Here is a 26,842-nt window from a genome sequence, read left to right as displayed (position 1 = left end):
GACTTGCCCCTTGCATAGAGCGGTTCAGGGACGGCGGCAGATCATCTCGACCGGCGCAATCAGTCCCTGTTCCAGGTTAGCAAGCATGTTCGCCATTTTCGCAGGAGCGTCCTGCCCCATGAGGACATGGAGCCCCAGCGGAGGCGGGCCGCTTTCGGCAATCCGGGCCCGCATCCGCTTGAAGAACTCGATAGCGAAGTCTCGCCGCGTGCGCTCGAAAACGATCTTGAACCCAGCCTCCAGCAACGCTCTCTGGTAGGTTTCCGGCTTCTCAAGAAACGAGGTCGCCTTGTGCGCGGCCCAAGGGACGGGAAAGGTGATCTCCCCATCTCCAATCTGCATCACATCATAGATTGCGAACATTCCTTCCGGCTTGAGGACCCGGTGGACGCCCGCACAGAGGCGCTGCTTGTCGGGAATGTTCATGCCTACGTGCAGCAGGGTTGCCCGGTCGAAGCTCTCGTCGGCGAAGGGCAGGTCAAGGGCACTGGCTATGCGGAACTCCACCTGATTGGACAGGCCCACAAGCTGCGTCAACGACGTGGCGACCTCGACGGATTCCGGTGTGAGGTCGATGCCAACGGCACGGCAACCGTATCGTCGGGCAAAGAACCGTGCGGCTCCGCCGATCCCGGAGCCGATGTCGAGGACAGTTCCGCCTGCCGCGAGATCAAGCCGCTCCGCGATATCAGCCGTGGCCTCATGGCCACCGATGTGGAACTCGTCTATCCCGGCAAGGTCCTCCGGTGTGATGTTGGAGCGGTCTCGGCCCATGGCTTCGAGGCCGGTCAGGATCGCTGCTGCCAGTGATCCGTGGCAGTAGTGCTGTGCGACCTCGCGCTCGACTGTCGTCATTGCCACCTCCACAATCGGAGATTACCTGCCAGGCAGCACCTTCGAGCTGTCGGTCCGGCTGCGCCAGTGGCATGACGATACCTCAAATCCAGGGTCGGTTCAGCCATTCTCACTGAGAATTGCCCGGATCGCCTGCCGAGTTCAGGGAAGCGATGGCGAACGGCCCTTGTCCGCTTACTTCTGCTTGCTCCAATCCAGGAGCCGACGAGTCTTTGCGGCGCTCACGAAGGAGAAGGCATGTACGTCAACTGGAATATCGAAGTCCCTGGTCCCGGAGGACTTCCTCTCCTGGCCTATGGTAGCTATGGAGGACCCGGCTACGTACGCGGTCACCGGCGGATTGTAGGGGCAAGGTAATCAGCGTACCATGGCTCACGAGCAGGCGCCCGTGTCTCCGAGCTGGCGGAAATATATCCGGGTCGGGCGCTTGCCGTTCTTTCAAGAGGGACAATCGCGTTGTCGGCATCATTCGCCGGGCGATGTCGCGGAGATCCGGGGCGGACTGCTCTGATGGGCGTCTCGGAACCGGGTGGGCCGCACTCTCAATCCGGTGGACCTCATCGCCGATGGTCCCGGGACCTCACGTTCAGGCGGCGAGGACGACACGCGTGCCTGCCTCGCTCGGCAAGGGCCGAAGCAATGCCAGTGCAGTATCTAAGTTTCCAGGATTGCGCGAATACCAGACAGGGATTCGCCGAGACAGCGAGGTTTTCTCAGACCTGGGCCTCACTGTTATTGCGAGAGCGAGCGCAGCGTTGACTGTCCGCCTGAACGCCGGATGCCCTGTTGCGGGTCTGGGCTGCGTCGAGCAGACCTTGCTCATTCCCTTTGCTGCACGCGCGCTCGCCCGCCGACTCTTTCCCAGCCGAGGCTTTGCTGATCCGGCTGCCGAAGCAATCGCCGCGCGCCTCGCTTGCGATCTCACTCCGTTCGAAGCTGATCGAGAGATGCTGCGCGGCTTAGTCGAGCGCAGTCTGGTCTTGGATCAACTCTTGCGCGACTTTCTCAAGCATCACCCCGACGCTCAAGTGCTTAGCCTCGGGTCTGGCCTGTCGACCCAGTTCGAGCGGCTTGATAACGGTCGGCTCCGCTGGGTGGATGTCGATCTCCCCGAGGTCGCGGAGCTGCGACGCACTCTCTTCCCGCCCCATCCGCGCAGGCACCTCGTGATCGCCTCGGTCACCGAAGTAGGCTGGACCTCCAGACTTGGATCTCTGCAAGGCCCGACCTTTGTCGTGGCCGAGGGTCTCCTGATGTATCTCGAGCGCGCTCAGGTTCTCCAGTTGGCGCGAGATCTCGCAGAGGTGCAAAGGGGTGGCCCGGCCGAGTTTGCCTACGACTATTATTGTGCCCAGATGGTAGGGCAGGCTTGGCTGAACGCATCCCTGTGTCGGCTCGGCGCCGAGTTCAAATGGGGTCTGGCGGGCTCAGAGGAGCTTTCGCTCGGCGAGCCGCGCTGGCGCGTGATTGACACCTACCCGGTAATGGAGCGGCTGGGTTGGCCCTACGATATTCTCTGGTCGTGGTTTCGCTTGTTCACCGGCGTTCGGCCCTATGGCATCGCACATTTGCGGCTCTCGAACGATGCCTTGGGAGCATGCGGGCCGAGTCCTTGAAGAAAGCTCAGTGGCAATCGGGACGAGCCAACGGCAGTTCGGACTAGCATCGGACGAGAAAAGTGGATTTGCACTTTTCTCGTCCGATGCTCCTTCTTTGGAGGAGCGCAGCGTTTGCGCAGATCTTCGGTTTCGCACGATGCGCTAGGAAGCCGATAGCATCAGCTGCGATGGCCTGTTCCCCTGTGCTCAGCTCTTCACCCGGACATAACTGCCCGGAGCATCCTCGAGGGGGGTGAGCTTGCCCCCGCCGATTCCCCGGGCCGGGACGAGCCTCCTGTCCTGCGCCTCGCTCCAGGACTGCCAGTCGGGCCACCAGGAGCCCGGATGCTCCTGCGCGGCTTCGAGCCAAGTCTCGAGTTCTCCCGCAGGTGGTTCACCAGTCCAGTGTTGATACCGGTTGCGTGCCGGCGGGTTCACAACCCCGGCGATATGACCCGAGCCGGCAACGACGAACCGGACAGGACCACCAAGGAACTGCGCACCCAAGAAAACCGACCGCGCTGGTGCGATATGGTCCTCCCGAGCCGCCAAGTGGTAGATCGGTATCGTCACCTTCGAGAGATCAAGGGTGACGCCTCCCATCTGGATGCGCCTCTGCGAGAGATCATTGTTGATGTAGCAGTGTCGCAGATAGAAGCGGTGGTTGGCTGCAGGGATACGCGTCGAATCCGAGTTCCAGTACAGCAGATCCAAAGGCAGCGGAGTCTTGCCTTTCATGTAAACGTCGACGACGTACGGCCAGATCAGGTCGTTCGAGCGCAGCAGATTGAAGGCGGCCGCCATCTTGTGACCGTCGAAGTATCCGTGCCGGGCCATGTCCCTCTCGATGGCGACAACCTGATCTTCATCCATGAAGACTTTCAAATCACCGGCATGGCTGAAGTCCACCTGGGTGGTAAGGAAGGTGGCACTCTTGACTTGGTTGTCCCGTTTCGCTGCCAAATAGGCCAACGTGGCTGCAAGCAGGGTTCCGCCGACGCAGTAGCCGAGTGCATGGATCGCCCGCTCGCCGGTAGCTTGCCGGACCGTGCCCAGCGCCTCCAGAATGCCCTCGTGCATGTAGTCCTCAAAGGACTTGTTGGCGAGTTCCTTGCCGGGATTCACCCAGGAGATCATGAAAACCGTCTGGCCCTGGTCCACCGCCCATTTGACAAACGACTTCTCAGGGCTGAGATCGAGGATGTAGTACTTGTTGATCCAGGGCGGCACGATCAGGAGCGGACGCTTCAGGACTCGCTCCGTTGCGGCCTCGTACTGGATGAGTTCCATCACAGCATTCTGGTAGATGACCTTGCCAGGGGTGATCGCCAAGTTCTTGCCGACCTCGAACTTGGTCGCATCGGTGTGCCGGATTTTGAGGCGACCGCTCCCGCGCTCGATGTCTTCGGCGAGGAGCTGCATGCCTCGCACCAAGTTCTCTCCATCGGACGCGAAGGTCTCGTGGAGCAGCTCCGGGTTCGTGAACACCCAATTCGATGGGGCGACTGCATTGACGAGCTGCGTCATATAGAACTTGGCTTTGTTCCGGGTGTGTGGATCGAGATCGTCAACCGTATTGACCAGGGATTCGGCCCAATGCGAGGTGATCAGGTAAGATTGCTTCAGCAAGTCAAAGTAGGGGTTCTCTGACCAGGCGGGATGCTGAAACCGGGGATCTTCCGGAAGCGAGACGGCAAGTGGCCTTGATTCCCCGGTCTCCAGTCCCATGAGCCGGCGCATCGAGGAATGCCACAAGTCAAAACAGTTGCTCCAGAGCGCAACCTGGGCGTCCAAGACTTTGTAGGGCTGCTGCATCCAGGCTCGCTGGAGTTGAGCCAGTGTTCTGAGGGCCGGAGCGAGATCATCATAGAGGGCGAAATGCGCCGGGTTGACTGCATGGGGCTGCAGAAAGATTGCAGCCGCCTTGCCCGCTTCCTCGCCCAGCCGTGCCATGTTCTCGGCAAAACGCTGCGGGTTCCTGATTTCGAAGCCAAGGTTCCGTGCCGCCTCAAATTGTTCCTGGCCCATTCTGGCCTCAAGTAACTGGCTGTCACACTGCCTACTGCAGGACAATATCCTAACAATGATACCATCAGTCCTGCTGTAAGATATTAACCTTGATTAAATGGACTGTATCGGAGCGATTTCATCCTGACCTAATGCTCAATCGCTTGGGCCGGCCATGCGAGCAGGGCCTGCACTTCTGGAGTACCACTACAGAACTATGAGGCTTGACCATCTGGCTTGACCTCTCCCGGATGCTGACTTTCCGCGCTCTGGCGAGGATCCAGATACGGTGCACGTTCAGGTGGAGGGCAACGAACCTCATTTCTGAGCAGCCTTGTACTCGCCGTACCTGGACGTGCCACTTGGGAGGGGAGACCGTCCTGGGTGACGAGGCGATTGTTGAAGAGCCATCCGCCGCAAGCGGCCCTCCCTTACTCCCGCGATGAGCCCCAAGCCGTAGGCTGACCCACAGGGGCACAACCCATGACAGCCGCGGCGTCGGTCCAAGCCGTTGCGCGCTGATGGGGCGCCGCACAGATGCTTGCAGAATGAGCAGTCAGCCCGCAAAACAAGCAGCTGTGCCGCAAGTCTCGGATTGAGGGCCACACCTGATCGGGTACAACTGCGAGGCGCTTCATTGGTGGCGGGGGGCCTATGATCTCCCTTGAAGACCTGATCGGCTTCTGCGATCTCACACCTGAGGAAGTCCAAGTTGTGGCCGAGCACGAGCATGTCTCCCAGGCCATGGCCGCCGTGCTTGGCAATTGCCTGCTCCAGAGCCAGCACGGGTGCGGGAGGATCCGGGACATGCTGACGGATGAGATTCGCACGGCCGTTCGACGGCACGATGTTCCTCGTGCTCGGCAGCTTGTCTCGACGCTGCGGCACTTCCTGCACGAACATCCGAATGCTGCGATCCGCCACGCCGCGTGAAACACGACGGGTTGCCTGAAGAGCGACGATCACAGCAAGAGCACGCAGCACAGTGGACGCCGAAGCAACGGTTCACCTGCTTGAGGTGAAACTTCAGCGACCCTGCACAGCCTTGAGGTCAATTCCGTCGATCAATTCAGCTCGACGCATCTCACCCGCTCTTAATTTTGCGGCGATTTGTTCCAAGGAGCCCCGGCTCGAACCGAAGAAGCCTATTCCGGCAATCGTGGCAGCAATTCCAATGATGAGCACCAGAGGATCGGACCGGATCAGTCCAAAGAGAGATGCTCCGGACACCGCGACACCTGCTGCAATCACCACCTTCGCCACGACCATGCTCTTTCGGCACTGCTCTGCGGCATCAGACAAGTGATCGATCTCAGCTTCGAGATCAGTAATCTGCTGGTGGAGGTCAGTCATGAGAGTGTGTAATACGGTGTGAGGGATTTAGCACCCATCAGCCTATGAGGCGAGCCAGCAGGACGACTGCTATCGCTCCTATGGTGGCAGTGATGATGCGATTCGCGGCCTGATTGCGAACACCCAGGTCGATGCCAAGGCGCTCCAGGAGAAAGCCGCCAACGAGTGATCCGGCGAGCCCGCTGACCACGTACTGGAGTAGACCCGAGCCGCCAACAAGCCAGCTTGCCAGCCAGCCTGCCACGACGCCAATCCCGACCTGGGCGGCGATGGCCCGCTTGTCCAGGGCGTTCAGGGCCTCTCGATCCACGCTGATGCGGATCGGCAGCCGAGTGCCGGTTGGTCCAGGTGCTTTGCGCGAGCCTCGCGTTTTGCCAGGGCCCCGCTTCGATGTTTTTGCCATGCCTTCCATATGGCTGGCCGGGGAGAAACAATCCAGGAGCTGGGCTGGGAGAACCTCAGGGCCGGTCATAATCCTGCTGTGGACGTATGCTTCGATGAAATCGCCCACCAATCCGTGACGGAGGCTGCAATGCGAGTTCTCCTCCCTGCGTTGCTGATGGTCACTGCCTTTGGCTCAGCATCGGCCCAAACAGCCGGGCAGACACAAAGTTCTGCCCCTGAGCATGCGATTTACCTGAAACCTCAAGACATGAAGTGGGACAGGATTGTCCCGGAGCTTGGGGCTGGCTCTCCGGAGATTACAATTCTGCACATCGATCAAAAAACCGGTGCGACGAAGCTCATGATCAGGGTGCCCCAGAATTTCCATGTGCCCAAGCACTGGCATACGGCCAATGAGACCCACACCGTCGTCTCCGGAACTTTCATCATGGCTCATGATGGAAACCGGGAGGAGCTTGGGCCCGGGTCGTTCAACTCTGTCCCGAGCAAGCTGGTCCATGAGGCATGGACCAAACCTGATGAGGGAACCCTGCTCTTCATAACCGTAGATGGCCCTTGGGATGTCAATTGGGTCGAGGGTCCACCCAAAGGACCAAGCCAGTAGGAGTTCACGCCAGAACTCATTGAGACACGGGAATTCCGCCAGCGGGACAGCAAACAGATAAGTGGCCGGTGTACCCCGCTCAGGCAGCTGCACTGACTGGAGGCTCTCAATGATCGATACGACCGTCACGAAAGTAAGCAGCGCCTACTCTCCGACCGGTGCCCAGGGAGAGGTCCATCCCGTATCAGGCAAGCGGATGTCCATGCGGCTGTAGCGAGATGAGCAGCCGACCCAAGATAAGCCCACGCGCAAGCACGGGTATGAGGTGGCCGGCTATGTGATTGCAGGGCCGGCCGAAGTGGAGATCAAGGGGCAGATCGTGCGTCTGGAGGCGGGCGACTCCTGGGTAGTGCCCACAGGGGCGGAGCACACCTACTGTATTCTAGAGACGTTCACCGTCGTCGAAGCGACGGCTCCTCCTGCTCAGGTGCATGGGCGGGAACAATCCTGGCAACCCTGCTGCAACGGTGCCGGGGCAGGGTGGCTGCCTTAACACAGGTTATCGCCAAGCTTGCCCGTTCAGGGCAAATTCAAGCCCGATGGGCGAAGGCTTACCGGATGACCACGCATGCCACCAGCAGACCGCTTGTCCTCGTTTTGGAGGACGAAGCCCTGATCGCGCTCAACCTCCAGGACGAGTTGCAGGATGCCGGCTATGATGTGGCTGGTCCTTTCACCACCTGCGCCGCTGCCCTGGAATGGCTCGGGACCGAAACGCCTGGCGCGGCCATTCTGGATGCGGCTCTGAAGGACGGTCCCTGCCGCGAGATTGCGCTGGAGCTTGGCCGCCGTGAGGTGCCGTTCCTGATCTATTCAGGCCACCACGAGGATCGGCAGCTTCTGGCTGAGTTTCAGCACATCACCTGGATAGAGAAGCCAGTCCCGTCTGTGGTGCTGGTCGAAGCCTGCCGGCAGCTTCTCATCGGCTGCCCCTAATTTGCTTGGGATAAGGCCGCTTGAGGTTGAACCCGAGCACAACCAGCACGTTCATACAGGCGGTTCCTGCGGTAACGGGCTCGTGTTGAACGATCAAAGGCTCCCTTCCTGGACAGAGGATGACCGGCTTGCAGCCCTGCGCAGCTACCGGGTTCTCGACACGCACCCGGAGCCTGCGTTCGACGATCTGGTGCAGCTTGCTGCCAGTGCCTGTCAGGCTCCGATAGCTCTCATCAGCCTCATCGACGAGCGCAGGCAATGGTTCAAGGCCGAGGTAGGGCTCGGGGTGCGCGAGACGCCGCTCGACCGCTCGATCTGCCTCAGCGTGATGCTTCAGACCAGACTGACCGTGGTTCCTGACCTCGCCGAGGACCCTCGCTTTGCCCGTAACCCGCTGGTGGCCGGGGAGCCGCGCCTGCGCTTCTATGCCGGGGCGGTGCTGCGAACCCCCGATGGGGTGCCCTTGGGTGCTTTGTGTGTGCTCGATCATGTGCCCCGTGACCTCACAGAGGAGCAGGCTTCCACCCTCACGCTGCTCGCGCGACAGGTGATGTCGCAACTGGAACTGCGCCGGGAGATTGCCGAGCGCGATAAGCGGCTGGAGGCCGCTCGCCAGATCGAGCAGCGACAGGCTTTGCTCGTGCGCGAGCTTCACCACCGGGTCAAGAACACGCTGGCGATGGTCCAGGGGCTCGTCGGTTCCACAGGCCGGTCCACCGACAGCTTCGAGGCGTTCTACCGCTCGGTTTCAAACCGGATCGCCTCCTTGGCGAAGACCCACAACCTGTTGACGGAGGACTACTGGCAGACCGCACCGCTGCGGGAGATCGCCCTCAACGAACTCAAGCCGTTTGCGGAAAGTCGAGAGCCTCGCTTCATGCTGATCGGTCCAACGGTCGAGTTAGCGGCAGATTTGGCGGTGCCGGTTGGCATGGCGCTCCACGAACTGACCACGAATGCCGTCCGGTACGGGGCTCTCTCGGCTCCGACAGGCTACGTCCAGATTCGGTGGAGTGTGAACGAGGTCGAGGGAGCCAGAAAGCTCCATCTGGAATGGCAAGAGCACGGCGGGCCTCCCGTGAACAAGCCGCAGCATCAGGGCTTTGGCTCGATGCTTCTCCAGCGGGTTCTGCCGATGCAATGCAGTGCCGAGGTCGAGGTCCTCTATGACAGGGCGGGCCTGCGCTTCTGTATGGATGCGCCTCTGATCGAACGGCGGTTAGTCCCGCCTTATTAGCTGGCGCGGCTGCCATGATCAAACCGGGCCAGAGCCCCTCAACGCTTCCCGCCCTGCGTCATACTGAGCTTCCGTATCATTGGCGGAAAGTCCAGGGAGCGGAGGGCTGAATGCCTCGAGATCGGTGAGCCGTGCCTTGCATTCGGGGGCATGCTCGTCGGGAGGTCGCTTTCACGGGGGAGACTTTCTCGGACAATCGAAAGCGACCCTGTCGATCACATCGCATAGCGTGAGAGCGACTTCGTACCTCGCGGCCAACCGGGCGAGCCTGCCAGATCGCCAGGGAAGCTCCGTAACAGCGATTCACTCCAATCCTGGCGAAGACCCTTCGCCTAGAGCATCGGACCCAGAAGTGGACTTGCACTTTTGGGATCAATCCGATGCTCGCTCTCTAGAGGAGCGCATCGTTGGGGCGGAAAACCCGGCCCACTTTTGAAGCACGATGCGCTAGTGCTTGGAACTGGCTTTTGCTTCAACGACCTCACTGACGGCCCACTTGCTGGGCTGGGTTTTCATGCTGCCCTTTTCCTTCTTGGGCTTTTTGCTTTCGCGGTTACCATGCTGTTCGCGGTGTGCCATGACCGAACCTCCGGTGCTTCAGGTGGCATGATGTGGTCAGCCAACCATTGCCAAAGTATTCTACACCTTTTGCGGAGCGGCATCTCTGGGGCAGACGTGGTGTCTATAGGCAACCACGGGCTAAATTTACGAGCTACGGTCGAAAGGGGGACGTCGTGCTACCGCTTCATGGCAGGCTGGACCGAGATTATGCTGAGGTTGTAGGTCCCTGACCTCGACGTACGAAGGCTAAGCTCGGCAACAGGAGGGGAGTTATTCATCATGATTGCCCGCGTCTGGCACGGTTGGACAACAGCACAGAAGGCAGATGCCTATGAAGCGCTGCTCCGGACCGAGGTCTTCCCCGGCATCCGGGCCAGGCAGATCGCCGGTTTCGAGCGGATCGAGCTATTCCGACGCCTCTCTGAGACCGCTGACGAGGTCGAGTTCATGACCGTCATGTGGTTCACCACGCTTGATGCAGTGAAGAGCTTCGCGGGTGAGGACTACGAGGCAGCCTATGTGCCTGCGGCGGCTCGCTCTCTCCTGACCCGCTTCGATCATCGCTCACGCCATTACGAGGTGCGCGAACGGCAGAGCGCGTGATGGCGCAACCCCGGTCGAAAGTACGGTGAGGTGATCCTCCACACGTCGCATCTCTCATCTGGGTGATACTACTTCAACAATGGCCTTGAATGGGCTTCGACCCCGATGGAGGCACTGATGATGGAGGCCCGGATGAGCATCTCTGAGAATAGGCTCTCATCTTCCGCCCCCCGCCTGCTGGGGACTCTTCCGGATGGTCAGGTTCAAACGGCGCGAACTGAGGATCAGTCTCGGGTCATTTCGGCTCTTGTTCTTGCGTTCAGCGCGGACCCCGCCAATCGCTGGATGTATCCCGCGCCCGAAGCCTTCCTGAGGTACTTTCCTGACTTTGCAAGGGCCTTAGGCGGCAGGGCCTTTGAGTGCGGGACAGCCTATTTCATAGGCGATGTCCAAGCCGCTGCGCTGTGGCTGCCGCCGGGCGTACAGCCTGACGAGGAAGCTCTGATGATCCTCTTCCAACGAAGCCTCCCCGAGCAGGGTCGGAGAGACCTGTTCACGATCTTCGAGCAGATGGGGAGCTACCATCCTCACGAGCCGCACTGGTACTTGCCGTTGATCGGGGTTGACCCGGTCCATCAACGCAAGGGTTACGGCTCAGCCCTGTTGGACCACGTCCTGAGAGGTTGCGACGAGGAAGGGGTGTCAGCCTTCCTTGAGGCGTCTAGCCTGGAGAGCATTCCTCTCTATCAGCGGCATGGTTTTGAAGTACTTGGGAGCATTCAGGTGGGGACCTCCCCGCCAGTTACACCCATGCTCCGCCGTCCTCATTGAAGAGCGACCACGAACAATAGTGCCTGATGCAATGTAAATCTCGCAGTCCAAGCCAATACAGGTCAGAGCCAGGAGAGATGTAATGCAGGTCGTCTCCAATCGGGTATGCGCTGCGGTGGACAGCTTCGAGCCAATCCGGCAGTTCTATTTCGACTCTCGCTATGCGGAGCGGCGGGGTGCGCCTGACATCTGTGACTTCACCTTCGGCAACCCGCACGAGATGCCGCTGCCGGGACTGGTCGAGGCAATCCGGTATCATGTTGTGCCGCACAACAAGGATTGGTTCGCATACAAGGCCAGCGAGCCTGAGCTCCAGACATTCCTGGCCGAGCGCTTGACGCAAGAGCTGTCGCTGCCGTTTGAGCCTGCTGATATTGCACTGACCAATGGGGCTATGGCGGCCATCGCGGTGGCATTCCGCCTGCTGCTCGATGTGGGGGAGGAGGCGATCTTCTCGACTCCAGCGTGGTTCTGCTACGAGCCCATGCTCCTCGCAGCGGATGCTGTGCCCAGAAAGGTCAGGCTCCAAGGTGAGCGATATGATCTGGACCTCTGTGCCATTGAAGAGGCGATTTCATCGCGAACGCGTCTCGTCATCATCAACACGCCGCATAACCCTACGGGCCGCATCTACAGCCGCGATCAGCTTGTCGCATTGGCAGACCTGCTCGACCGCGCCTCCGAGCGTATCGGGCGGCGCATTTTCCTTCTCTCTGATGAGCCCTACCGTCGCATCCGCTTTGACGGGCATGACTTCGTCAGCCCGGCGGCGGTCTACCCGTGGACGCTGATCTCCTACAGCTATGGCAAGGTGCTGCTGGCTCCGGGGCAGCGGCTGGGCTACCTGGCCCTGTCGCCACTGATGCCAAGCGCAGATAAGCAGGCCCTCCAGAGCAGCTTGTTTGCCACTCAGATGGCGCTGGGGTGGTGCTTTCCCAACGCGGTGATGCAGTACGCTCTGCCTGATCTGGAGGGGCTCAGCATCGACATGCACACGCTCTCGGCCAAGCGGGCCCGGATGACTGAGGCTCTGGAGCAGGCAGGCTACGAAGTGCTCCGACCTGAGGGCACCTTCTACCTGTTCTGCAGGTATCCTGGTGGGGACGGCGAGCAATACTGGGACGCTCTGGCGGATCGTGATGTGTTCGTCATGCCCGGTCGTGTCATGGACGTTCCAGATCACTTTCGCATCAGCCTCACGGGCTCCGAGCCGATGATTGAGCGCAGCCTCCCTGCCTTTGCAGAGGTTGCCCATGCAATTCAGACTGAGCGGCAGGCTGCTGAGTGAGACGACATCCCGATGGAGATGTCCTGTGCCCGTGATAAAGACTAGTTCCTGGACCATCGACTATATCGAAACAGGGAGCGGTCCTTGTGTGATCCTCCTGCACAGTTCAGTGGCGGGTAATCGCCAATGGCGCGCGACGATCGAGGCGCTCCAGGATCAGTATCATGTCATCGCAATCAACCTCTTCGGCTACGGGCAGACGAGCCCCTGGTCCGGTGACCGGGAGCAGACCCTTGTTGATCAGGGCGAGTTGGTTCAGCCGTTCATTGATCAGGCTCCCGGCGATGTCGCCTTGGTCGGGCACTCCTTCGGTGGCGCGGTGGCGATGTCTGTCGCCTTGCGCCGTCCGAACCGAGTATCCCGTCTGATCCTGCTGGAGCCCATTCCCTTCTGTCTGCTCGATGAGGCGGGGCGGACGGAGGCCTACGTCGAGGTCCTCAGGCTGCGTGACACCGTTAAGCGGTGTGGCGGATCGGGTGACTGGGAGAGGGGAGCCGCCTGTTTTGCGGACTATTGGAACGGAGAGGGTACTTGGGCTGCCATGCCGCCCGAGCGGCGGATGACCTTTGCCTCATCCATGCGGCCCAACTGCCATGAATGGGATGCCGTACTCGGGAGGACGGCTCAGCAAGAGTGGCGCAACCTTCATGCCCGGACCCTGGTGGCCTGGACCCGAGATACGAAGCGGCCCATTCGCGAGATCGTTGAGGTGCTGCGGGAACGGGTTCCGCACTGGCAATACTGCGAACTCAGCGAAGGCGGGCATATGTTTCCGTTGATCCAGCCGAATATCACAAACCGCTTGATCTCCAAATTCTTGCGCGACACGGATGTGGGAGTGCAACCCACGCATCACTTTCTTCAACCTGACAGATCGAAACCCGGTACGGGCTATTCCGCAAAGCGGACGAACGCCCTGAGTCCCTTGATCAGCAACTCGCGCTGATCATCCGGGAGATAGCCCTTGCACGTGGCATCGACGAGGGCTGCCAGTTCCTCCCTGCTTGGACGCCGCTCTCTGATCTCGCTCGCCCACATGATGATCTCAGAGGCGCGGTTGGCACAGGATGGGCACTCGTCAGCGATCTGGCGGGCCAGTGCAGCGATGCTGTCGAGAGGTGAGGCTTCAGGATTGTCGGGCATCCTGTGCTATTCCCGTCTTACATCCAGCCAAAGGGCGGTTCGGCCCTTTGGCTCGTGTCTGCTGACTTTTCCGGCGACCGTGATTGCGACCTCAGATGGGCCAGTAGTAAGGGGCTCGCCAGTAATCGTGCAGTTCGCGCTCGCGCTCGCGGTCTGACCAGTCATAGTCGTCACGATCCCGGTAGAACGCCGGAGCCCCGCGTAGCTGCTCTTCGGTGATGTCCGTGCGGTAGCCGCCCAGACTGGTGTCGTAGGTCAGCTTGCTCCAGGGGATGGTGTGCTCATCCTCGCCCATCCCAAGGAATCCACCAAACGACATTACCGCATAGGCGACCTTGCCGCTGATCTTCTCGATCATCAGTCGCTTGATCGAGCCAAGGTGGTTGCCCTGCGGATCATAGACAGCGGTGCCTTCCACGCGGTCACTTTCGATCAGGGGCTTGCCCGTCATCACGCCCGGTGCATCGGTGCGGGCTGTCGTATCTGTCTGGGCCATTGCTCGTCTCCTCTGTCAGTTAGTTCAACAAGGATCGTTTCCTTCGCCTGCTCCGGTGCGCCGATCACTCCTCGTGTTGATCGTCACGGTGAGAGGTATAGCCGCGTCTGGTTCTGGCATATTCCGGCACGTGCCTCTCCCGACCGCGTGCCTCGCCATGGATCATCCAGGCCAGCGCGTAACCAACTGCTCCAGCCATCAGGAGCCAGGGCCAAGGGTTTGCTGTTATCTGCTGGCGCACCAGCCGACGACTCTCCTGGTAGGAGCGCTCAGCCTTGGGATAGCGGTCGCGAGCTTGCCGTAAATAGTGCTGGCCCTCGTGGTAGGCCTCACGTACCGTTCCGGAGGCCGTCTGCGCCACGTCCTGCATGGCCTCCCTCACCTGATCCAGAAGCTTTTCGGCGGTTTCCTGTTCGGCTTGATCCCGACCGTCTCGGCTCTGGCGGCTGGAAGCCGTGGACGCCCCCGCTTGCTGATCGGGAGTGACGGCCGTCTTGGTGACCGTCACCGAGACTGGATCGCTGGTCGGGAAGGTCTCCTCGATGGCATGATCAAGCCTCGCATCAAGGTTCTCCTGGGAGTTTTCAGGCAGCTTGTTGTCCGGAGGACACGCCTCAGACTTACGCTCCTTTCGCTCAGGAGCGGATTGGCTGCTGATACCGGGTGCGTTCACCATATGAGCCCTCCAGAATACTCCGTGCAGGTTGGTCGGCAACTTGCCTCCAAGGCCAACGCCAAGGCGGTGAGCCCGTTCCGGAATTCTTAGCCTATGTGAAAAGCTCGGCTAAGAACCAAGGCATCAATCAGGTTCTGTCGCAAACTCGAAGTATAGGGGTTTTTCAGCGCGATCTTGCGTCACGATAGGGGCGCTAAGCCATTAATTCGACAGCAGCTGGTCGACTAGGCCCGCTAGTACCGACAGGTAAAAAACGAGCTTGCGACAGACCTGCGCGACAGACCCCGTCTTCTGGATTCTGGTTGTGACGCTGATCTTGCTGGCGGCGGTGCCGCAGGCGCTGGCCCGGCGCAAGGTCAAGCTCGGAGGCGCCGCAGCCATGAGCCACTCAGATCAATCCCAGTGCCGTGGTGAGTGAGTCTCTTATCGAGCGCGGGCACTCCGGATGGTCGAGCGACTGGCTGGCGAGCCACCGTAGGTGTATACTGGCGCCATGGCTAAAGGCGAGGCGTCGCCGTGACCAGAACCGCTCACAGTCACAGCCCCGTTCGCCTCGGGACAGGCGCTCCCCTCGACGCACCCGGCGCGGACAAGCAACCTTCGGACAGACACACTTCACGACACGGGCGCAGCATTTGGCCCTCATCGAGGAGGCCCGTGCGGCGCTGCGGAGCGGGCACCACACCGACGTCACCCCTCAGCAGGGAGGAGAACCATGAAAGCAGCTCTCGTGTTTGCCGGCAGTGGACCAATCGTGATCCTGACCTCCTATCCATCCTTGTCTGATCCCGGCTTGCTGCGCACCCTCAAGGCGCATGGGGTCGGCAAGTTCATTGCCTATGAGCTTCCGCTCGAGACCGTGGCGGCCCGCTATGGTGGCCATTTCCAGGTTGTGATGAACGATGCCCAAGACAGTGACGACTTGCGGGTACTCGATGTCAATGGCGACCGCGCCTTCCGGCTCTTTCGGTTCTCCGAGCTTGGTCCGCCGATCATGCATGATGAGGACCAGTCCGAGGGCAGGAGCGAAACTGCGGCGTGACGTGCCAGCGTGAAGGGCACTATCAGCTTAACCTAGCGGCGACTGGCACCGGGCACAGGGATGGCAGACCGATACGCCATCCTCGTTATGCCCTGCCAATCGCTTCCCGGCCGAAGGGATCAGCTATGCCATCTGGCTGTACTTCCGGTTCCGCTCAGCCTGCTCATGGTCGAGGACATGCTCGCGGCTCGGGGTATCCTGGTCAGCCATGAGGATCATGGAGCGTCTCGATAAGATCTCTGGTACTTATGTTGCTGTTGAGAAATCGCTGTTAGTGCATACGCCGGAGCCGTTCTCGGCGAGATTTGGTGTTGCCCAGATCGGTGCCTGAGTTCCTAACGAAGAAGCTGAATTGGCCTATCGGTTGAACCAGCCCATTCGCCAGATCACGACCGATCGGCTGGATATCGCTCTACGGGCGCAAGGCTAATTCTAGCGCATCGTGCGGAAAAGTGGACCCGGTTTTCCGCGCCCAACGATGCGCTCATGAAAGGGGAGTGAGCATCGGACCCAAAAGTGGATTCCACTTTTGGGTCCGATGCTCTAGGCGCCAAATACCAAAGGTTGAAATCGAATCAACTAAAAAGTCCCTCCGTGTCCTTCTACCGACCCGGGTCCGACACCTATGGCTCCGGGACAGGGATGATGTCAGGCGCGATCACCCGTATTCTCGTATCGAACCTGGCAGGAGGCGCGGTGTTTGGTTCAATGCCGCCTGTCGTCTCCGGACCCTTTGAGGAGGACTTCTGAACGGTCGATGCACTGATGGTCGCGCCTTCGGGTTTGCCCCGTTTGGTCTTAGGCCGCCGCAGCACCGGGTTGGCCATCTGCTGAGAGATGGCTTCTGTCACCAAGACGTCGCTCTTCTTGCGCTCGATCATGCCTTCAGCCTTGCGCAGCACATGGGCCCAGCTCTCATCCGGCTTCTTACACGAGCAACTCGGATCATAGGCTTTCCGGTAGCGCAGCGCGTTGGGTAGCTTCATGTACGGCTCACCATTCTCAGACACTGCATCCTCAATGCCGCCCTCACGGGGCGCATGGAAGACCATCACCTGCGCGCTGGGGCACAGGGCGCGGCATAGGGCTGCTGCGCTCTCTCGGCCCTTCGGTTGGCTGTCCAGAGGGAAATAGCCGCCATCGCACGACCGCACGCACACCAGCCGCCCGCGGCCCATCAGCTTGGTCGCTGGAATGGACTCCGGTTCTGCCGAGGCGTCACACACTTTGATGATGGCGGCCCTGAGCTGGCGCTGGCGTTCACCGATGGCCTCAGCATTCGCAGCCTGGCCAACGAGCAATTGGTAGCTCGCCTGCAGGGCGCGGATCTGTCCGGCAATCGGACCGCATTCGGGCCGCGGGCGGAAGAAGAAGCCGCCCCGGTCACAGCCGATGGCGCGGTAGTAGCCCGCCAGCCGCTCGATCTCGCCACGGTGCCGCGCCGCGTTGGCCTCGGCCATGCGAGATGAGGCGCCGCTGCGGTTCAGGGACGCAAGCTCAGCCTTGTACCTCTCGCAATCCGCTGTCTGAGCCAAGGCAACATCCTGTCCCCCAAGGAAGAGTAGGAGTGTCGCTCCGATGGTAAGCAGCGGCTTTTGAATGGGGCCGCATCGCGTCGTCATGCCTGTCTCCCGCACTTGAAGCATCGCGCCTCAACGAGGGATGCCTTGCCCTGCCGGGAGTTAAGGCGACGAAGGCGCCACAGGAGGCGGGAAGGCAGGCGGTGGATGAATTGCGAATGCCTGGCGAGTCAATAAGCCGATGATCGGAGCAGTGGTTTCGGTCTTACTGCTTTTGCGCCAACCATTACCAACTTGGAGGGTTCTGTCGTAAACTTGAAAGATAGGCATTTTTAGCGCCCTCGCGCCGTCATGATAGTGGCACCAAACCATTGATTTTGCGGCATCCGGTCAGTGCAGACGCGCCAGTATCGGTAAGTAAAAGTGAGTTTGCGACAGACCCACCTCCCGACACTTTTGTGTCGTAGGCCAAGTGTGTCGTAGCCCAAGCGAGGCCAGCTTCAAAGCTGCAACAGATCCGCCCGACGGAGCGCAACTCGTTGACGGTTCTGTAGGTTAGTATTACTTTTCATAAGTATTCCAGTGTGTCTATGCTACCGTGTACAGGAGAGCCAGGTCGCCGAGGGCAGGCTGTCACGCAGATTATCGACGCTCCACGGCTGGAGAGCATGCGGGGTTTCCTGAACGCTTTCAGTTGGAGCGGGTAACACTGCCATCCTTTACCTGAAAGGATCGGCGACAGGTATCATCGGGGCGCTGGGGCTTAGGCAGTGAGGAGGCTCGCATGCAGCCTTCGATTGATGCCAGCGCCTTCTTTGCCTGGCTTGAGTCTGGTATCGCTTGGCTCTTCAACGAGCTTTTTACCGCCACCAACATTGTCTACACGGCGATGCAAATCCCTGCTGTCGTCGCGACGGGATTCGCAGCATGGTGGGTGCACGACTTCGTCCATCCACTGGTCCTGCAGCGGATCGAGCGCTCGTCGGCGAATGCCTTCTCGCAGATGATGCTCAGCAAGCTGGCCTCCCTGGTCCTGCCGCTGCTGTGGCTACTCGGCTTGGCCTTGGCGATGGGCCTCGCGGCCAAGTTCGGCTGGCCCTACAACGTCGTGCGTATCGCTATCAACCTTCTGGCCGCCTGGATCGTCATTTGGCTCGCCTCCATCGCCGTGCGCAATCCGCTCTGGTCACGGGCGATCATGGTTTCCGCCTATGCGATCGCGGCCCTCAACATCCTTCACCTGCTGACGCCTACCATGGATGTGCTCGACAGCCTCTCCGTGACGTTCGGCGACCTGCGCGTCTCGGTCCTGACGGTGCTCAGGGGCATGCTGTCGCTTGCCGTCCTCCTGTGGATCGCAATGCTGATTTCCGGCATTCTCGAAAGGCGCATCCAGAGGCTGCCCAACTTCACGCCGTCCGTGCAGGTGCTGATCGGCAAGCTGTTCAAAGCCACCGTCATTACCATTGCGATCGTCGTTTCACTGGCAGGTGTCGGCATCGACCTGACCGCCATCGCGGTATTCAGCGGCGCGGTCGGCGTCGGCATCGGCTTTGGCCTGCAGAAGGTGGTCTCGAATTTGATCAGCGGCATCATCGTGCTGATGGACCGATCCATAAAGCCTGGAGATGTCATTCAGATCGGTGACACTTATGGCTGGGTGTCATCGCTCGGCGCGCGCTATGTCGCGATCGAGACCCGCGATGGCACCGAGTTCCTGATCCCCAATGAGGACGTTGTGACCAAGCAAGTTACGAACTGGACCCACAGGAACGATCTGGTGCGCCTCAAGGCGAAGGTCCCGGTCTCCTTCAAGGCCGACGTGCCCAAGGCATTGGAGCTGATGACGGCCGCTGCCGCCGAGTCGCCCAGGGTCCTGTGTGAGCCCCAACCCACGGCGCTCATGCTTGGCTTCGGCGATTATGCGATCCATCTTGAGCTGCGCTTTTGGATCAAGGACGCCCAGAATGGCGTCCGCAACGTAACGAGCGAGGTCCTGCTCGAGACCCTGAAGCTGTTCCATCAGCACGGCGTCGAGATCCCGTTGCCGCAACGCGACGTATACGTTCACGGCGCGGCGGTGGACCAGCCGCCTGCATTTCGTGTGGCTGCGCCGACGTAGCAGCGGAAGGTGGGTAGCGACTGGCCGCACGCTCGAGCGGCGCAACAACGTGCCTCACGAGTGAGGTGGTGCGGATTCAGACGATCCTCAAAGATCTGGGTTTGCATGCTCAAGGATAGGAATGCCCGATGGAGTCCAAGATCGCGTGGGTCTTCTCCTTCATGATGCTGTATTGGGCATACTGCGTCTTCTGGGGGATCAAGGGAGCATTGCAGGCGCGCACGGCGACTGAGTATTTCATTGCCGGCCGCTCCCTGCCGGCTTGGGTCTTCGTCTTCGCCGCGACAGCAACGTCGTTCTCGGGCGCGACCTTCGTTGGTCATCCGGGTCTCACCTACACGGATGGATTGCCGTACGCTCACCTCTCCTTATGGGCGATCGCGATCCCGCTGACCGGCACTCTCTTCCTCAAGCGCCAATGGATGCTTGGGAAACGCTTCGGCTTCATCACGCCGGGCGAGATGCTGGCCTATTACTTCCAATCCGACCTCATACGCCTCTTGGTTGTCATTGTAGCCTTGTTCTTCTCAGTTCCCTATCTGGGGCTTCAGCTTCGAGCCGTTGGCTTCTTGCTGGCGGTACTGACCGATGGCTTGCTCGGTATCGAATTCGGCATGTGGGTGCTGACATTCGTTCTGATGAGTTATGTCGCCACCGGAGGGCTGCGCACCGTCGCCTACGTGGACGTTGTTCAGGCACCCCTGAAGATGCTTGGAATCGTCATCTTGGGGATGGCCGCCCTGTCGCTCATCGGTGGCTGGGAGCGGCTTGTTGGCGGCATCGCCGCCCTTGCCCAGATGGATGGTAACCGGACGCTGGCCGGCCACAGCCATTATCTCGCCATTCCCGGGCCGATCCAGCTCGTGCGCGAGGGCACGCGCGCGCAAGGCAGCGCCTGGACCGGCAGCATGATTCTTACCTTTCTCTTCGGCTCGATGGGGGTCATGGCGGCGCCGGCCTTTTCGATGTGGGCGTTTGCGAGCAGCAGCTCGCGGGGCTTTGCACCTCAGCAGGTATGGATCTCCTCGTTCGGGATCGGGGCGATCCTGATCCTGTTCACGGTCATTCAGGGGTTGGGAGGTCACCTTCTCGGTGCCGATCAAGCCTTCCTCAAGGCCCATCCGGAGCTCGTCAATCCAATCCTCGTCGAGCGTCTCGGAGGCCAGGATCTTCTGGCAACCCCGGCAAGACAGGAGAGCCTGGTGCCTCAGCTCATGACCGTGATGAGCCACCGCGCTCCGTGGTTGGTCGGTCTGCTCGCCGTCTGCGCCTTGGCGGCGGTGGAGTCCACTGCCTCGTGCTACATGGCGACGGCGGGCGCGATCCTGACGCGCGACGTGCTCAAACGCTTCCTCATGCCGGCGGCCGACGACCGCACGCAGATTTTCATTGGCCGCATGGCCGTCGTCGTCGTCGTGTTTCTGGCGCTGACCATCGCCTCGACCGCAACTGACGCGCTCGTGCCGCTCGGAGGCCTTGCTATCGCCTATGGCCTGCAGATGTGGCCTGCGCTGATTGCCGTCTGCTACTGGCCGTTTCTGACCCGACAGGGCGTCACCTGCGGCCTCATCGTAGGGCTCATCGCCGTCACGTTGACCAACGGATTTGCCTCTACTTGGCTTGGCATCACGGCGTGGGGACGCTGGCCTTTGACGATCCATTCCGCCGCATGGGGCATCTTCTGCAACTTCGCATTGGCCATCGCCGTATCGCTCTTCACCAAAGATGATGCCCGGCGCAAGAGCGAGTTCCATGCCTTCCTGCGCCAGGGCGCTTCGCTTCCAAGCCGAAAGAAGCGTCTTGTGCCATTGGCATGGGGGATGGTGGTGGTCTGGTTCGTCTTTGCCGCTGGCCCCGGAGCCGTAATCGGCAACTCGATCTTCGGCGACCCTGACACCGCCGCCAGCTGGTGGATTGGCATGCCGTCGCTTTGGGCTTGGCAGATCGTAGGATGGATGCTCGGGGTCGGTATGATTTGGTTTCTCGCCTATTACATGGAACTGGCAACTCCTCCAGCACAGCCAGTCGCTATATCTGGCGTGGCAAGCGCTCCCGGGAGCGACGGACCGAGCGGACCTGAATCGGATCAGCCAGCCTACGAAACAGGACAAAGGAGCAGCGCCAGTTCCCAATGACACGCTGGCATTGACAACCAAAGAAGCCCTTCCTCGAAGACTGAGGTTTTGCGCAAGGTCCTGATCTCATGGTTGGCGGCGGGATTAGGAGGTCACAATGGGCGTCGATGCTCGGGCTATGATTTGGCCCAACGAGCAGATTCGTCCCGCATGCGGCGACGCTGCTCCATCGCGCTCGTCGCGGTCGCTGTCGCCCGCGAAGGTCCGTTCCTGGCACATTCCGGAAGTAGGCCGAATGTCCGCTCGCTGGATACGTGGGTCTGACAGACTGCGAAGTGGCTGCGCAAGAAGCCGGATCTACTCTGTCCGCTGTTAACCTCCGGCTGGCTGTGCGTCTTCTCAATTCAGAGCCAGCATCTTGATCAGGTTCGGCAACCCGGCCCCCTGCGCGTATAAATCCCGTCGTAGATCGATACAGCTGTCCAGCAGGATCTCCTTTGCCCGCTCGGGGTAGCCGATGAACTCCCGCCGGAGCGACAGAAACGCCGCGAGGATGCCTGAGACATGCGGCGTTGCCATGCTGGTTCCGCTCATCTGCACATAAAGATCGTTTCGACCAGCCGTGCCGTCAGCGGAGGCGGTTCCCCAATCGTGGCGAGCCGACAGGATCTTCTCGCCAGGCGCAACGACATCCGGCTTGCGGCGCCCATCCGCAGTGGGCCCCCTGGATGAGAAGTACGAGACGCCATAGGTGTGCGGATTGGTCTTGTGCACAGATCCCACGGCGATCGCTTCCTCCAGGTTCGCCGGGTCACCAATCGACAAGTCGAGGTTAGCCTGCACCTCGCCCTCCGAGCCGGACAGGATGACATAGCCTTCATTTCCCGCCGCCAGGCAGACGATGACTCCCTGTCGCCAGAGCCGGCGCAGCTCCTGGCACAGCGGGGTATGGCCGGTGCCGAAGACACTCGGGTCGAAAGTCCCGCCCAGGCTCAGGTTCACCCCGTGGATGACAAGCTGTCCGGCGCTCTCGTTGATCTCGGTGATCTTGTCGAGAGCCTTGATGATCCAGCTGTCCCGACCGCCACCCTGATCATCCAGAACCTTGAAACCGTAGAGAGAACAGCGCGGCGCCATGCCGGCAAAGGTGACGTCCATGCCAGCCTCGTCGGGCACGATGTGTTCGCCCGCGATGATGCCAGCCACATGCGTGCCATGACCGTTCCTGTCCAGTTTGTCGAAGTCAGGCATGCCGCGGCTCAGCTGCCGTGGCTCACCGCGGCGGGTGCAGTCCCACTGCTCGAGCACGTTCCCGTATCTCTGGAAATGTGGGTGATCCGCCCGGATGCCGGTGTCGAGAACGGCCCAGCAGATGTTCTTCCCGTCCGCGCCGTAGCCGAGGTTGGCCGGTCGAGCCTGCACCGTGTGGGTTGACGAGGTCACCAGAGCCCTCTTGGCGTAATTGCGCCAGATCCCGTCAATGCGAAGATCGGCAAACAGTGAGCGCAGCGTCTCGACCTCAAGGCGGGTGAGCTTTGCGGTCACAAAGTGCCTGAGCCGCTCGACCTCTGGATCCGCCGCTGGGTCACCTCCGGCCTCCACCATCTGCCGGATCTTGGTCTCGACTGCGCCGGCCAGTTCATCCAGGCGTTTGCGCTGGGCTGGCTGGCCGGGCCGATCTTCTGCGAGCTGGATCAGGACCTCATGGCGCTCGCCGCGATGCGCGTTCTCAAGATCAGCCGCAAGATCCTTGGCGATGGCAAACGGGGCGATCGCCTGCTGGAAGGCGGTGCCGACCGTCTCGCGCACGGATTCACGCACGTACCTCGTTCTGAGATAGCCGGTTCCGGAATGGGGATGCTGGGGCGAGTCAGGATTGATGCCGATACCCAGCTCTCCCGATCGCGGGACATTCTCGATCCGGCCCTCGAAGTCATCGGACAGATCCACATCGAAAGCCACCGGATCGAGCCGATCGGCTACGTTCAGCCAGCGATCGACACAGGGCGGGAAGGGGAGGGTGCCTCCGGTCCACTGGCGGAGCATGTCCTGCACCTCCTGCATGCCCAGCGGAGATCCCATGGTGACGAACAGCGGCACGTGCAACCGGGCGCGATCGAGCCGTCTCAGCACGTCATAGGCGATCATCGAGCCTTGGCTGTGAGCAATGACCACGAAAGGCCCGCCGCCGGCGGCCAGGCGATCAAGGAAGTTCTGCTCCATCGCATCGCGGCGCTCTTTGACGAAGAGGAAGTCGTTCACGTCCCGCAGGAACGCCCGTGTGATCTTCTGGGCGATCAGCCGGCGCAGGAACTCCGGCAGGGGCAGCACCTTGGCTTGTATGGAACTCACTGAGAGCTGAGCCTCGCTGATCCGGCTTCCAGCGAGCATCTTGCCCGCTACCCTGCCCAGGAAAGCCTGGCGGACAGGATCGTCGCTCAGGGCCGCGATTTCGTTCGCGATTGCCTGTTCCTCGTTGACTCGCTCGCCGCGCGCCAGCGCCATGATGGCCCGCGTGGTGGCCTCGTCATCGTCGATGCTGATGAGATCGCCCGACGCGCAGGTCTCGTTGAGCGGTCGCGGGTAGTACTCCCGGTTGACCCAATAGGCCATCCGGCTGCGGTCGCCGAGCGGGGTCCCGAACAGGGCCGTGTCCCACTGGCACTTGAGCACGGATGCCAGCGGTTTGTTGTTGATGCCGTGAACGTAGATGATGGTGTTGGCAGCTTTTGCCCCGGGCACCCGCGGGGCTGCGGCCTTCGCCCCGAGGTCGGGCATGCTGAGAGCGGTAGGGGGCGCCGCTGCAGGCAGGGGGATCAGCTTGGTTCGCGGGCGCGTGGACGCTCGTGGACTTTTGGATCGGGGCTTGCTCTTCGCCGGCGCAGGTCGCTTGACCATTCCAGGCTCCTCTCGGCCACCGGATGGGTACGGCTGCAGGGCCGATGGTTCGGGTTGTGGTAGTCCGGGTGGCTGAACGCGCGACGTTCGCATGGCTGCGCGGCAGGTACCCGTTCCGGCAATGATAGAAGCCTACCACCGACCTTGACCGCAGGGAATCCGCCCTGCGAGAAGCCCGTGGACCTGTATCTTCCCGGGCGAGTCATCTTGGGGACGGCATCGGAGTGGGCTGCCATCGCCAGTTCCCTTGCCTTCATTGCGATCTGGCTCGGAATCTCATTTGCCTGACACGCGCTTCCGCGAGAGGCTGAGCGGCGAGGCAGCGCGGTCGCCGGCTCTCGTGCGACCGCGCTGCTCCAAGAGAGGGAGGCGGCCATGACTCCACAACTCCGTCCCGTCGAGCCGGCCGATGCGGAGGCCTGCGGGCGCATCATCTTCGAGGCCTTCAGGGGGATAGCGGACCAGCACGGCTTCCCATGGGACTTCCCGTCGGTGGAGGCGGGAACGCAACTTGCCGAGACCTTCATCGCGGCCCCATCCATCTATGGTGTGGTCGCCGAGCTGGACGGGCGGGTGGTCGGCAGCAACTTCATGGCCGAAGGCGACCCGATCCGCGGCATCGGGCCGATCACCGTCGATCCGGCCGTCCAGGGCAGCGGCGTCGGGCGGCGGCTCATGGAAGCGGCTCTCGAGCGCGCCGGTGACGCTATAGGTGTGCGCCTCGTCCAGGATGCCTTCAATACCCGTTCGATGTCGCTTTACGCCTCGCTGGGGTTCGACGTCCGGGAGCCGCTCCTGCTCATGTGCGGCACACCCCACAGCGGGCCGGACCTGGGCTTCTCAGTCCGGCCGATGACCGTCGAGGATGTAGGCGCATGTGGCGCGCTCTGCACGGTTGTCCATGGCATCGGGCGTACCCATGAGCTCCAGGAGGCGCTGCGGGTGTTCATGCCATTCGTGGTCGAGCGGGAGGGTCGCATCACGGGCTATCTTTCGGCGGCAACGTTCTGGCTGATGAACCACGGCGTCGCCGAAACCGAGCTGGACATGAGGGCACTCCTGGCGGGCGCGGGAGCCATGAGCGCGGAGCCGCTCTCCCTGCTCCTGCCGACGCGGCAGGCGAACCTCTTCCGCTGGTGCCTCCACCAAGGGATGAGGGCCATCAAGCCGATGACGCTCATGGCTATGGGCCACTACCAGGAGCCGGAGGGCTGTTACTTCCCTTCCGTCCTCTACTGACCGCGCTCCAGGATCCCTGCCGGTCCTACTCGGCCGCCTTGACCTCGTGGCTCATGGCGGCTGCGGCGCGGCTTCTGACCTCCTTCGCCGCTTCCTTGCGTTCGCTGCGTCTTGGCAGCATCCCCGCATGTGGCGAGGCGGTTCATGACGGTTAACCCGAAAGACCAAGAGTATGATCTCTAACTCCCTGAAGGCGCTTCTGCGACACGCGGGAGACTATCGTGACTTCTATCCGGACGGGACCTGTGGTGAGTAAGAGCCGGGCAAGAGGCGCTGGTAGATGCGCCGGATCCGGCCGTAGCATTCGCAGGTGCTGTCTTCGAGCCCCGCCCGGTCGACCACGGTGATGCTGCCGCGGCTCTGCTGGATCAGTCCGGCCGTCTGCAACGTTCGCAGGACAACGCTCACGGTCGGGCGTTGCACCCCCAGCATCTCGGCCAGGAATTCATGCGTGAGGGAGAGAGTGTCCTGATCCGCCCGGTCATGCGCCATCAGGATCCAGCGGCAGCAGCGTGCCTCGACCGAATGAACGGCATTGCAGGTGAGGATCTGAAACGTCTGGGCCAGCAGCACCTCGCCGTAGTTCTGGATCAACCGCCTGATCTTGGGACGGCCGTTTCTGACCTCCTCAAGGTGTTCGACCGAGATGCGCGAGGCAGTGCCGGCGATCTGCACGACATAGCGGCCGAAGGCTTCCCGCGACACGAGCGCACTCAAGAGACCCAGGACGCCGCCGCGCCCGAACACCGCCACCTCGACGGAGCCGCCATCCTCCAGCACGTTCACGAGCGACACAACGGCATAATGCGGGAAATAGGCGTGGCGGACGGGATCCCCAGGTTCATAGAGTACCTGACCGCGCGACAGTTCGACGAGTTCGAGGTGAGGCCCAAGGGCCGCAAAGTCCTCCGCCTCCAGACTTGCGAGGAGCCAGTTCGTGCGGTGATCGGGTCTCATTCCTTAGCCATGGCGACAACATCACTTCGCCCGGACAACGCAGATGGGCGCAGATCGTCTCAGCGTGTCCGGTTTCATAAATGCGGTTCTGCGAACTACACACGAGTTTTCTCACGCATGCGACTGGCCTGTTCGGTAGCCTCATCCAACCTCCAGAGCTGGCGCATCTTTTGATACTCACAAGTATCTATAGAATAATATATAATAATTGCGATATCTACACATAAAATCATGTATATCTTAAGATAGATATAAGTTACTTGGCACATAAAACTTACGTCCATCACAAGATACGGCAATATTAATTGCCAACTCCAAAAAATTTGCCATTATCAAAACTATGGCATCGCTGTTTGTGCGATGATTGATCGACACAATACATAGCTCTGTTTCCTTGCTTGGAGTTTGCTGCTCTTGCGGACGCGCAGATCCGTGCGGGGGGATCACCTTCGATTG

General features: G+C 60.9%; 24 protein-coding genes and 2 pseudogenes. 15 read left to right on the top strand and 11 right to left on the bottom strand.

All coding sequences use genetic code 11. The features are described from left to right. Positions 1 to 24 precede the first annotated feature (24 nt). A complete protein-coding gene (locus tag AA309_RS20970) occupies positions 25 to 855 on the bottom strand; it encodes an SAM-dependent methyltransferase (protein ID WP_047190957.1) in 831 nt (276 codons plus the stop codon). A gap of 755 nt (positions 856 to 1,610) precedes the next feature. On the opposite strand from AA309_RS20970, the gene AA309_RS32315 reads away from it, so the two are divergent. Further along, entirely contained in the window at positions 1,611 to 2,471 is an 861-nt protein-coding gene (locus AA309_RS32315; RefSeq protein WP_052954899.1) for a class I SAM-dependent methyltransferase, read from the top strand. Between the two features lie 189 nt (positions 2,472 to 2,660). On the opposite strand, the gene phaC is transcribed toward AA309_RS32315, so the two are convergent. After that, on the bottom strand, positions 2,661 to 4,481 hold the full coding sequence (gene phaC / locus AA309_RS20960; protein WP_047190956.1) for a class I poly(R)-hydroxyalkanoic acid synthase: 1,821 nt from the start codon (positions 4,479 to 4,481) through the stop codon (positions 2,661 to 2,663). A 633-nt stretch (positions 4,482 to 5,114) separates the two neighbouring features. On the opposite strand from phaC, the gene AA309_RS20955 reads away from it, so the two are divergent. Continuing rightward, positions 5,115 to 5,393, top strand: coding sequence for a hypothetical protein (locus AA309_RS20955; RefSeq protein WP_047190955.1), 279 nt, complete (start codon positions 5,115 to 5,117; stop codon positions 5,391 to 5,393). 93 nt (positions 5,394 to 5,486) lie between these two features. On the opposite strand, the gene AA309_RS20950 is transcribed toward AA309_RS20955, so the two are convergent. Then, on the bottom strand, positions 5,487 to 5,813 hold the full coding sequence (locus AA309_RS20950) for a hypothetical protein (protein ID WP_047190954.1): 327 nt from the start codon (positions 5,811 to 5,813) through the stop codon (positions 5,487 to 5,489). Positions 5,814 to 5,850: 37 nt separating this feature from the next. Further along, on the bottom strand, positions 5,851 to 6,216 hold the full coding sequence (locus tag AA309_RS20945; protein ID WP_150117671.1) for a GlsB/YeaQ/YmgE family stress response membrane protein: 366 nt from the start codon (positions 6,214 to 6,216) through the stop codon (positions 5,851 to 5,853). 9 nt (positions 6,217 to 6,225) lie between these two features. Here AA309_RS20945 and AA309_RS37810 point away from each other — a divergent pair, with 9 nt between their 5' ends. The 4 genes and pseudogenes from AA309_RS37810 (at position 6,226) to AA309_RS20925 (ending at position 8,995) form a co-directional block, all read left to right on the top strand. After that, positions 6,226 to 6,822, top strand: a complete 597-nt coding sequence (locus AA309_RS37810; RefSeq protein WP_084731466.1) for a cupin domain-containing protein — start codon at positions 6,226 to 6,228, stop codon at positions 6,820 to 6,822. 238 nt (positions 6,823 to 7,060) lie between these two features. Beyond that, positions 7,061 to 7,315 (top strand): annotated as a pseudogene (locus tag AA309_RS20935) (cupin domain-containing protein); the annotation flags it as partial. A gap of 65 nt (positions 7,316 to 7,380) precedes the next feature. Continuing rightward, complete coding sequence (locus tag AA309_RS20930; RefSeq protein ID WP_047190953.1) at positions 7,381 to 7,758, top strand: response regulator; 378 nt, start codon at positions 7,381 to 7,383, stop codon at positions 7,756 to 7,758. A gap of 82 nt (positions 7,759 to 7,840) precedes the next feature. Continuing rightward, positions 7,841 to 8,995, top strand: a complete 1,155-nt coding sequence (locus AA309_RS20925) for a sensor histidine kinase (protein ID WP_047191008.1) — start codon at positions 7,841 to 7,843, stop codon at positions 8,993 to 8,995. A gap of 447 nt (positions 8,996 to 9,442) precedes the next feature. Here AA309_RS20925 and AA309_RS37270 read toward each other — a convergent pair whose 3' ends face one another. Next, positions 9,443 to 9,574, bottom strand: coding sequence for a hypothetical protein (locus AA309_RS37270; protein WP_280136916.1), 132 nt, complete (start codon positions 9,572 to 9,574; stop codon positions 9,443 to 9,445). Positions 9,575 to 9,835: 261 nt separating this feature from the next. On the opposite strand from AA309_RS37270, the gene AA309_RS36660 reads away from it, so the two are divergent. From AA309_RS36660 to AA309_RS32310, 4 genes are all read left to right on the top strand, one after another. After that, positions 9,836 to 10,159 carry a hypothetical protein gene (locus AA309_RS36660; RefSeq protein WP_047190952.1) on the top strand — a complete coding sequence of 108 codons (324 nt, stop codon included), beginning with the start codon at positions 9,836 to 9,838 and terminating at the stop codon, positions 10,157 to 10,159. Between the two features lie 117 nt (positions 10,160 to 10,276). Continuing rightward, positions 10,277 to 10,930 carry a GNAT family N-acetyltransferase gene (locus AA309_RS20915; protein ID WP_200902020.1) on the top strand — a complete coding sequence of 218 codons (654 nt, stop codon included), beginning with the start codon at positions 10,277 to 10,279 and terminating at the stop codon, positions 10,928 to 10,930. A gap of 82 nt (positions 10,931 to 11,012) precedes the next feature. Then, positions 11,013 to 12,218: an aminotransferase class I/II-fold pyridoxal phosphate-dependent enzyme gene (locus AA309_RS20910; protein WP_047190951.1), complete on the top strand. Its 1,206-nt coding sequence runs from the start codon at positions 11,013 to 11,015 to the stop codon at positions 12,216 to 12,218. A gap of 31 nt (positions 12,219 to 12,249) precedes the next feature. Continuing rightward, positions 12,250 to 13,164: an alpha/beta fold hydrolase gene (locus AA309_RS32310; protein WP_160310517.1), complete on the top strand. Its 915-nt coding sequence runs from the start codon at positions 12,250 to 12,252 to the stop codon at positions 13,162 to 13,164. Here AA309_RS32310 and AA309_RS33345 read toward each other — a convergent pair. The 3 genes from AA309_RS33345 to AA309_RS36655 form a co-directional block, all read right to left on the bottom strand. Continuing rightward, complete coding sequence (locus AA309_RS33345; RefSeq protein WP_047190950.1) at positions 13,110 to 13,361, bottom strand: hypothetical protein; 252 nt, start codon at positions 13,359 to 13,361, stop codon at positions 13,110 to 13,112. The two genes, AA309_RS32310 and AA309_RS33345, sit on opposite strands and share 55 nt — an antisense overlap. A gap of 91 nt (positions 13,362 to 13,452) precedes the next feature. Then, positions 13,453 to 13,857, bottom strand: coding sequence for a PRC-barrel domain-containing protein (locus AA309_RS20895; RefSeq protein ID WP_047190949.1), 405 nt, complete (start codon positions 13,855 to 13,857; stop codon positions 13,453 to 13,455). A gap of 64 nt (positions 13,858 to 13,921) precedes the next feature. Continuing rightward, the gene (locus AA309_RS36655; protein ID WP_084731462.1) at positions 13,922 to 14,533 is read right to left on the bottom strand and encodes a hypothetical protein; all 612 of its coding nucleotides are present in this window, start codon (positions 14,531 to 14,533) and stop codon (positions 13,922 to 13,924) included. Positions 14,534 to 15,248: 715 nt separating this feature from the next. Between AA309_RS36655 and AA309_RS20880 the strand changes: the two genes are divergently transcribed. Together AA309_RS20880 and AA309_RS36650 are read left to right on the top strand one after the other, a co-directional pair. Beyond that, positions 15,249 to 15,575 (top strand): hypothetical protein, encoded by a 327-nt coding sequence (locus AA309_RS20880; RefSeq protein WP_047190947.1) that lies wholly within the window; start codon positions 15,249 to 15,251, stop codon positions 15,573 to 15,575. Positions 15,576 to 15,693: 118 nt separating this feature from the next. Further along, a pseudogene (locus tag AA309_RS36650) lies at positions 15,694 to 15,788 on the top strand (IS6 family transposase); the annotation flags it as partial. Between the two features lie 410 nt (positions 15,789 to 16,198). On the opposite strand, the gene AA309_RS20875 reads toward AA309_RS36650, so the two are convergent. Further along, on the bottom strand, positions 16,199 to 17,197 hold the full coding sequence (locus tag AA309_RS20875) for a DUF2865 domain-containing protein (protein ID WP_160310516.1): 999 nt from the start codon (positions 17,195 to 17,197) through the stop codon (positions 16,199 to 16,201). Between the two features lie 682 nt (positions 17,198 to 17,879). On the opposite strand from AA309_RS20875, the gene AA309_RS20870 reads away from it, so the two are divergent. Further along, positions 17,880 to 19,217 carry a mechanosensitive ion channel family protein gene (locus AA309_RS20870; RefSeq protein ID WP_047190946.1) on the top strand — a complete coding sequence of 446 codons (1,338 nt, stop codon included), beginning with the start codon at positions 17,880 to 17,882 and terminating at the stop codon, positions 19,215 to 19,217. Positions 19,218 to 19,345: 128 nt separating this feature from the next. Continuing rightward, a complete protein-coding gene (locus tag AA309_RS20865) occupies positions 19,346 to 21,352 on the top strand; it encodes a sodium:solute symporter family protein (protein WP_084731460.1) in 2,007 nt (668 codons plus the stop codon). Between the two features lie 339 nt (positions 21,353 to 21,691). On the opposite strand, the gene AA309_RS20860 is transcribed toward AA309_RS20865, so the two are convergent. After that, a complete protein-coding gene (locus AA309_RS20860) occupies positions 21,692 to 24,190 on the bottom strand; it encodes a S8 family serine peptidase (protein WP_200902019.1) in 2,499 nt (832 codons plus the stop codon). Positions 24,191 to 24,565: 375 nt separating this feature from the next. Here AA309_RS20860 and AA309_RS20855 point away from each other — a divergent pair, with 375 nt between their 5' ends. Beyond that, positions 24,566 to 25,429 carry a GNAT family N-acetyltransferase gene (locus tag AA309_RS20855; RefSeq protein ID WP_047190945.1) on the top strand — a complete coding sequence of 288 codons (864 nt, stop codon included), beginning with the start codon at positions 24,566 to 24,568 and terminating at the stop codon, positions 25,427 to 25,429. A gap of 228 nt (positions 25,430 to 25,657) precedes the next feature. On the opposite strand, the gene AA309_RS20850 is transcribed toward AA309_RS20855, so the two are convergent. Then, positions 25,658 to 26,386 (bottom strand): Crp/Fnr family transcriptional regulator, encoded by a 729-nt coding sequence (locus AA309_RS20850; RefSeq protein ID WP_047190944.1) that lies wholly within the window; start codon positions 26,384 to 26,386, stop codon positions 25,658 to 25,660. Between the last annotated feature and the right edge of the window lie 456 nt (positions 26,387 to 26,842).

Origin of the sequence: Microvirga vignae, from assembly GCF_001017175.1 — a bacterium.
In the GTDB taxonomy this organism is placed as follows: Bacteria; Pseudomonadota; Alphaproteobacteria; order Rhizobiales; family Beijerinckiaceae; genus Microvirga; species Microvirga vignae.
This window is presented reverse-complemented; position numbering and strand designations above follow the sequence as displayed.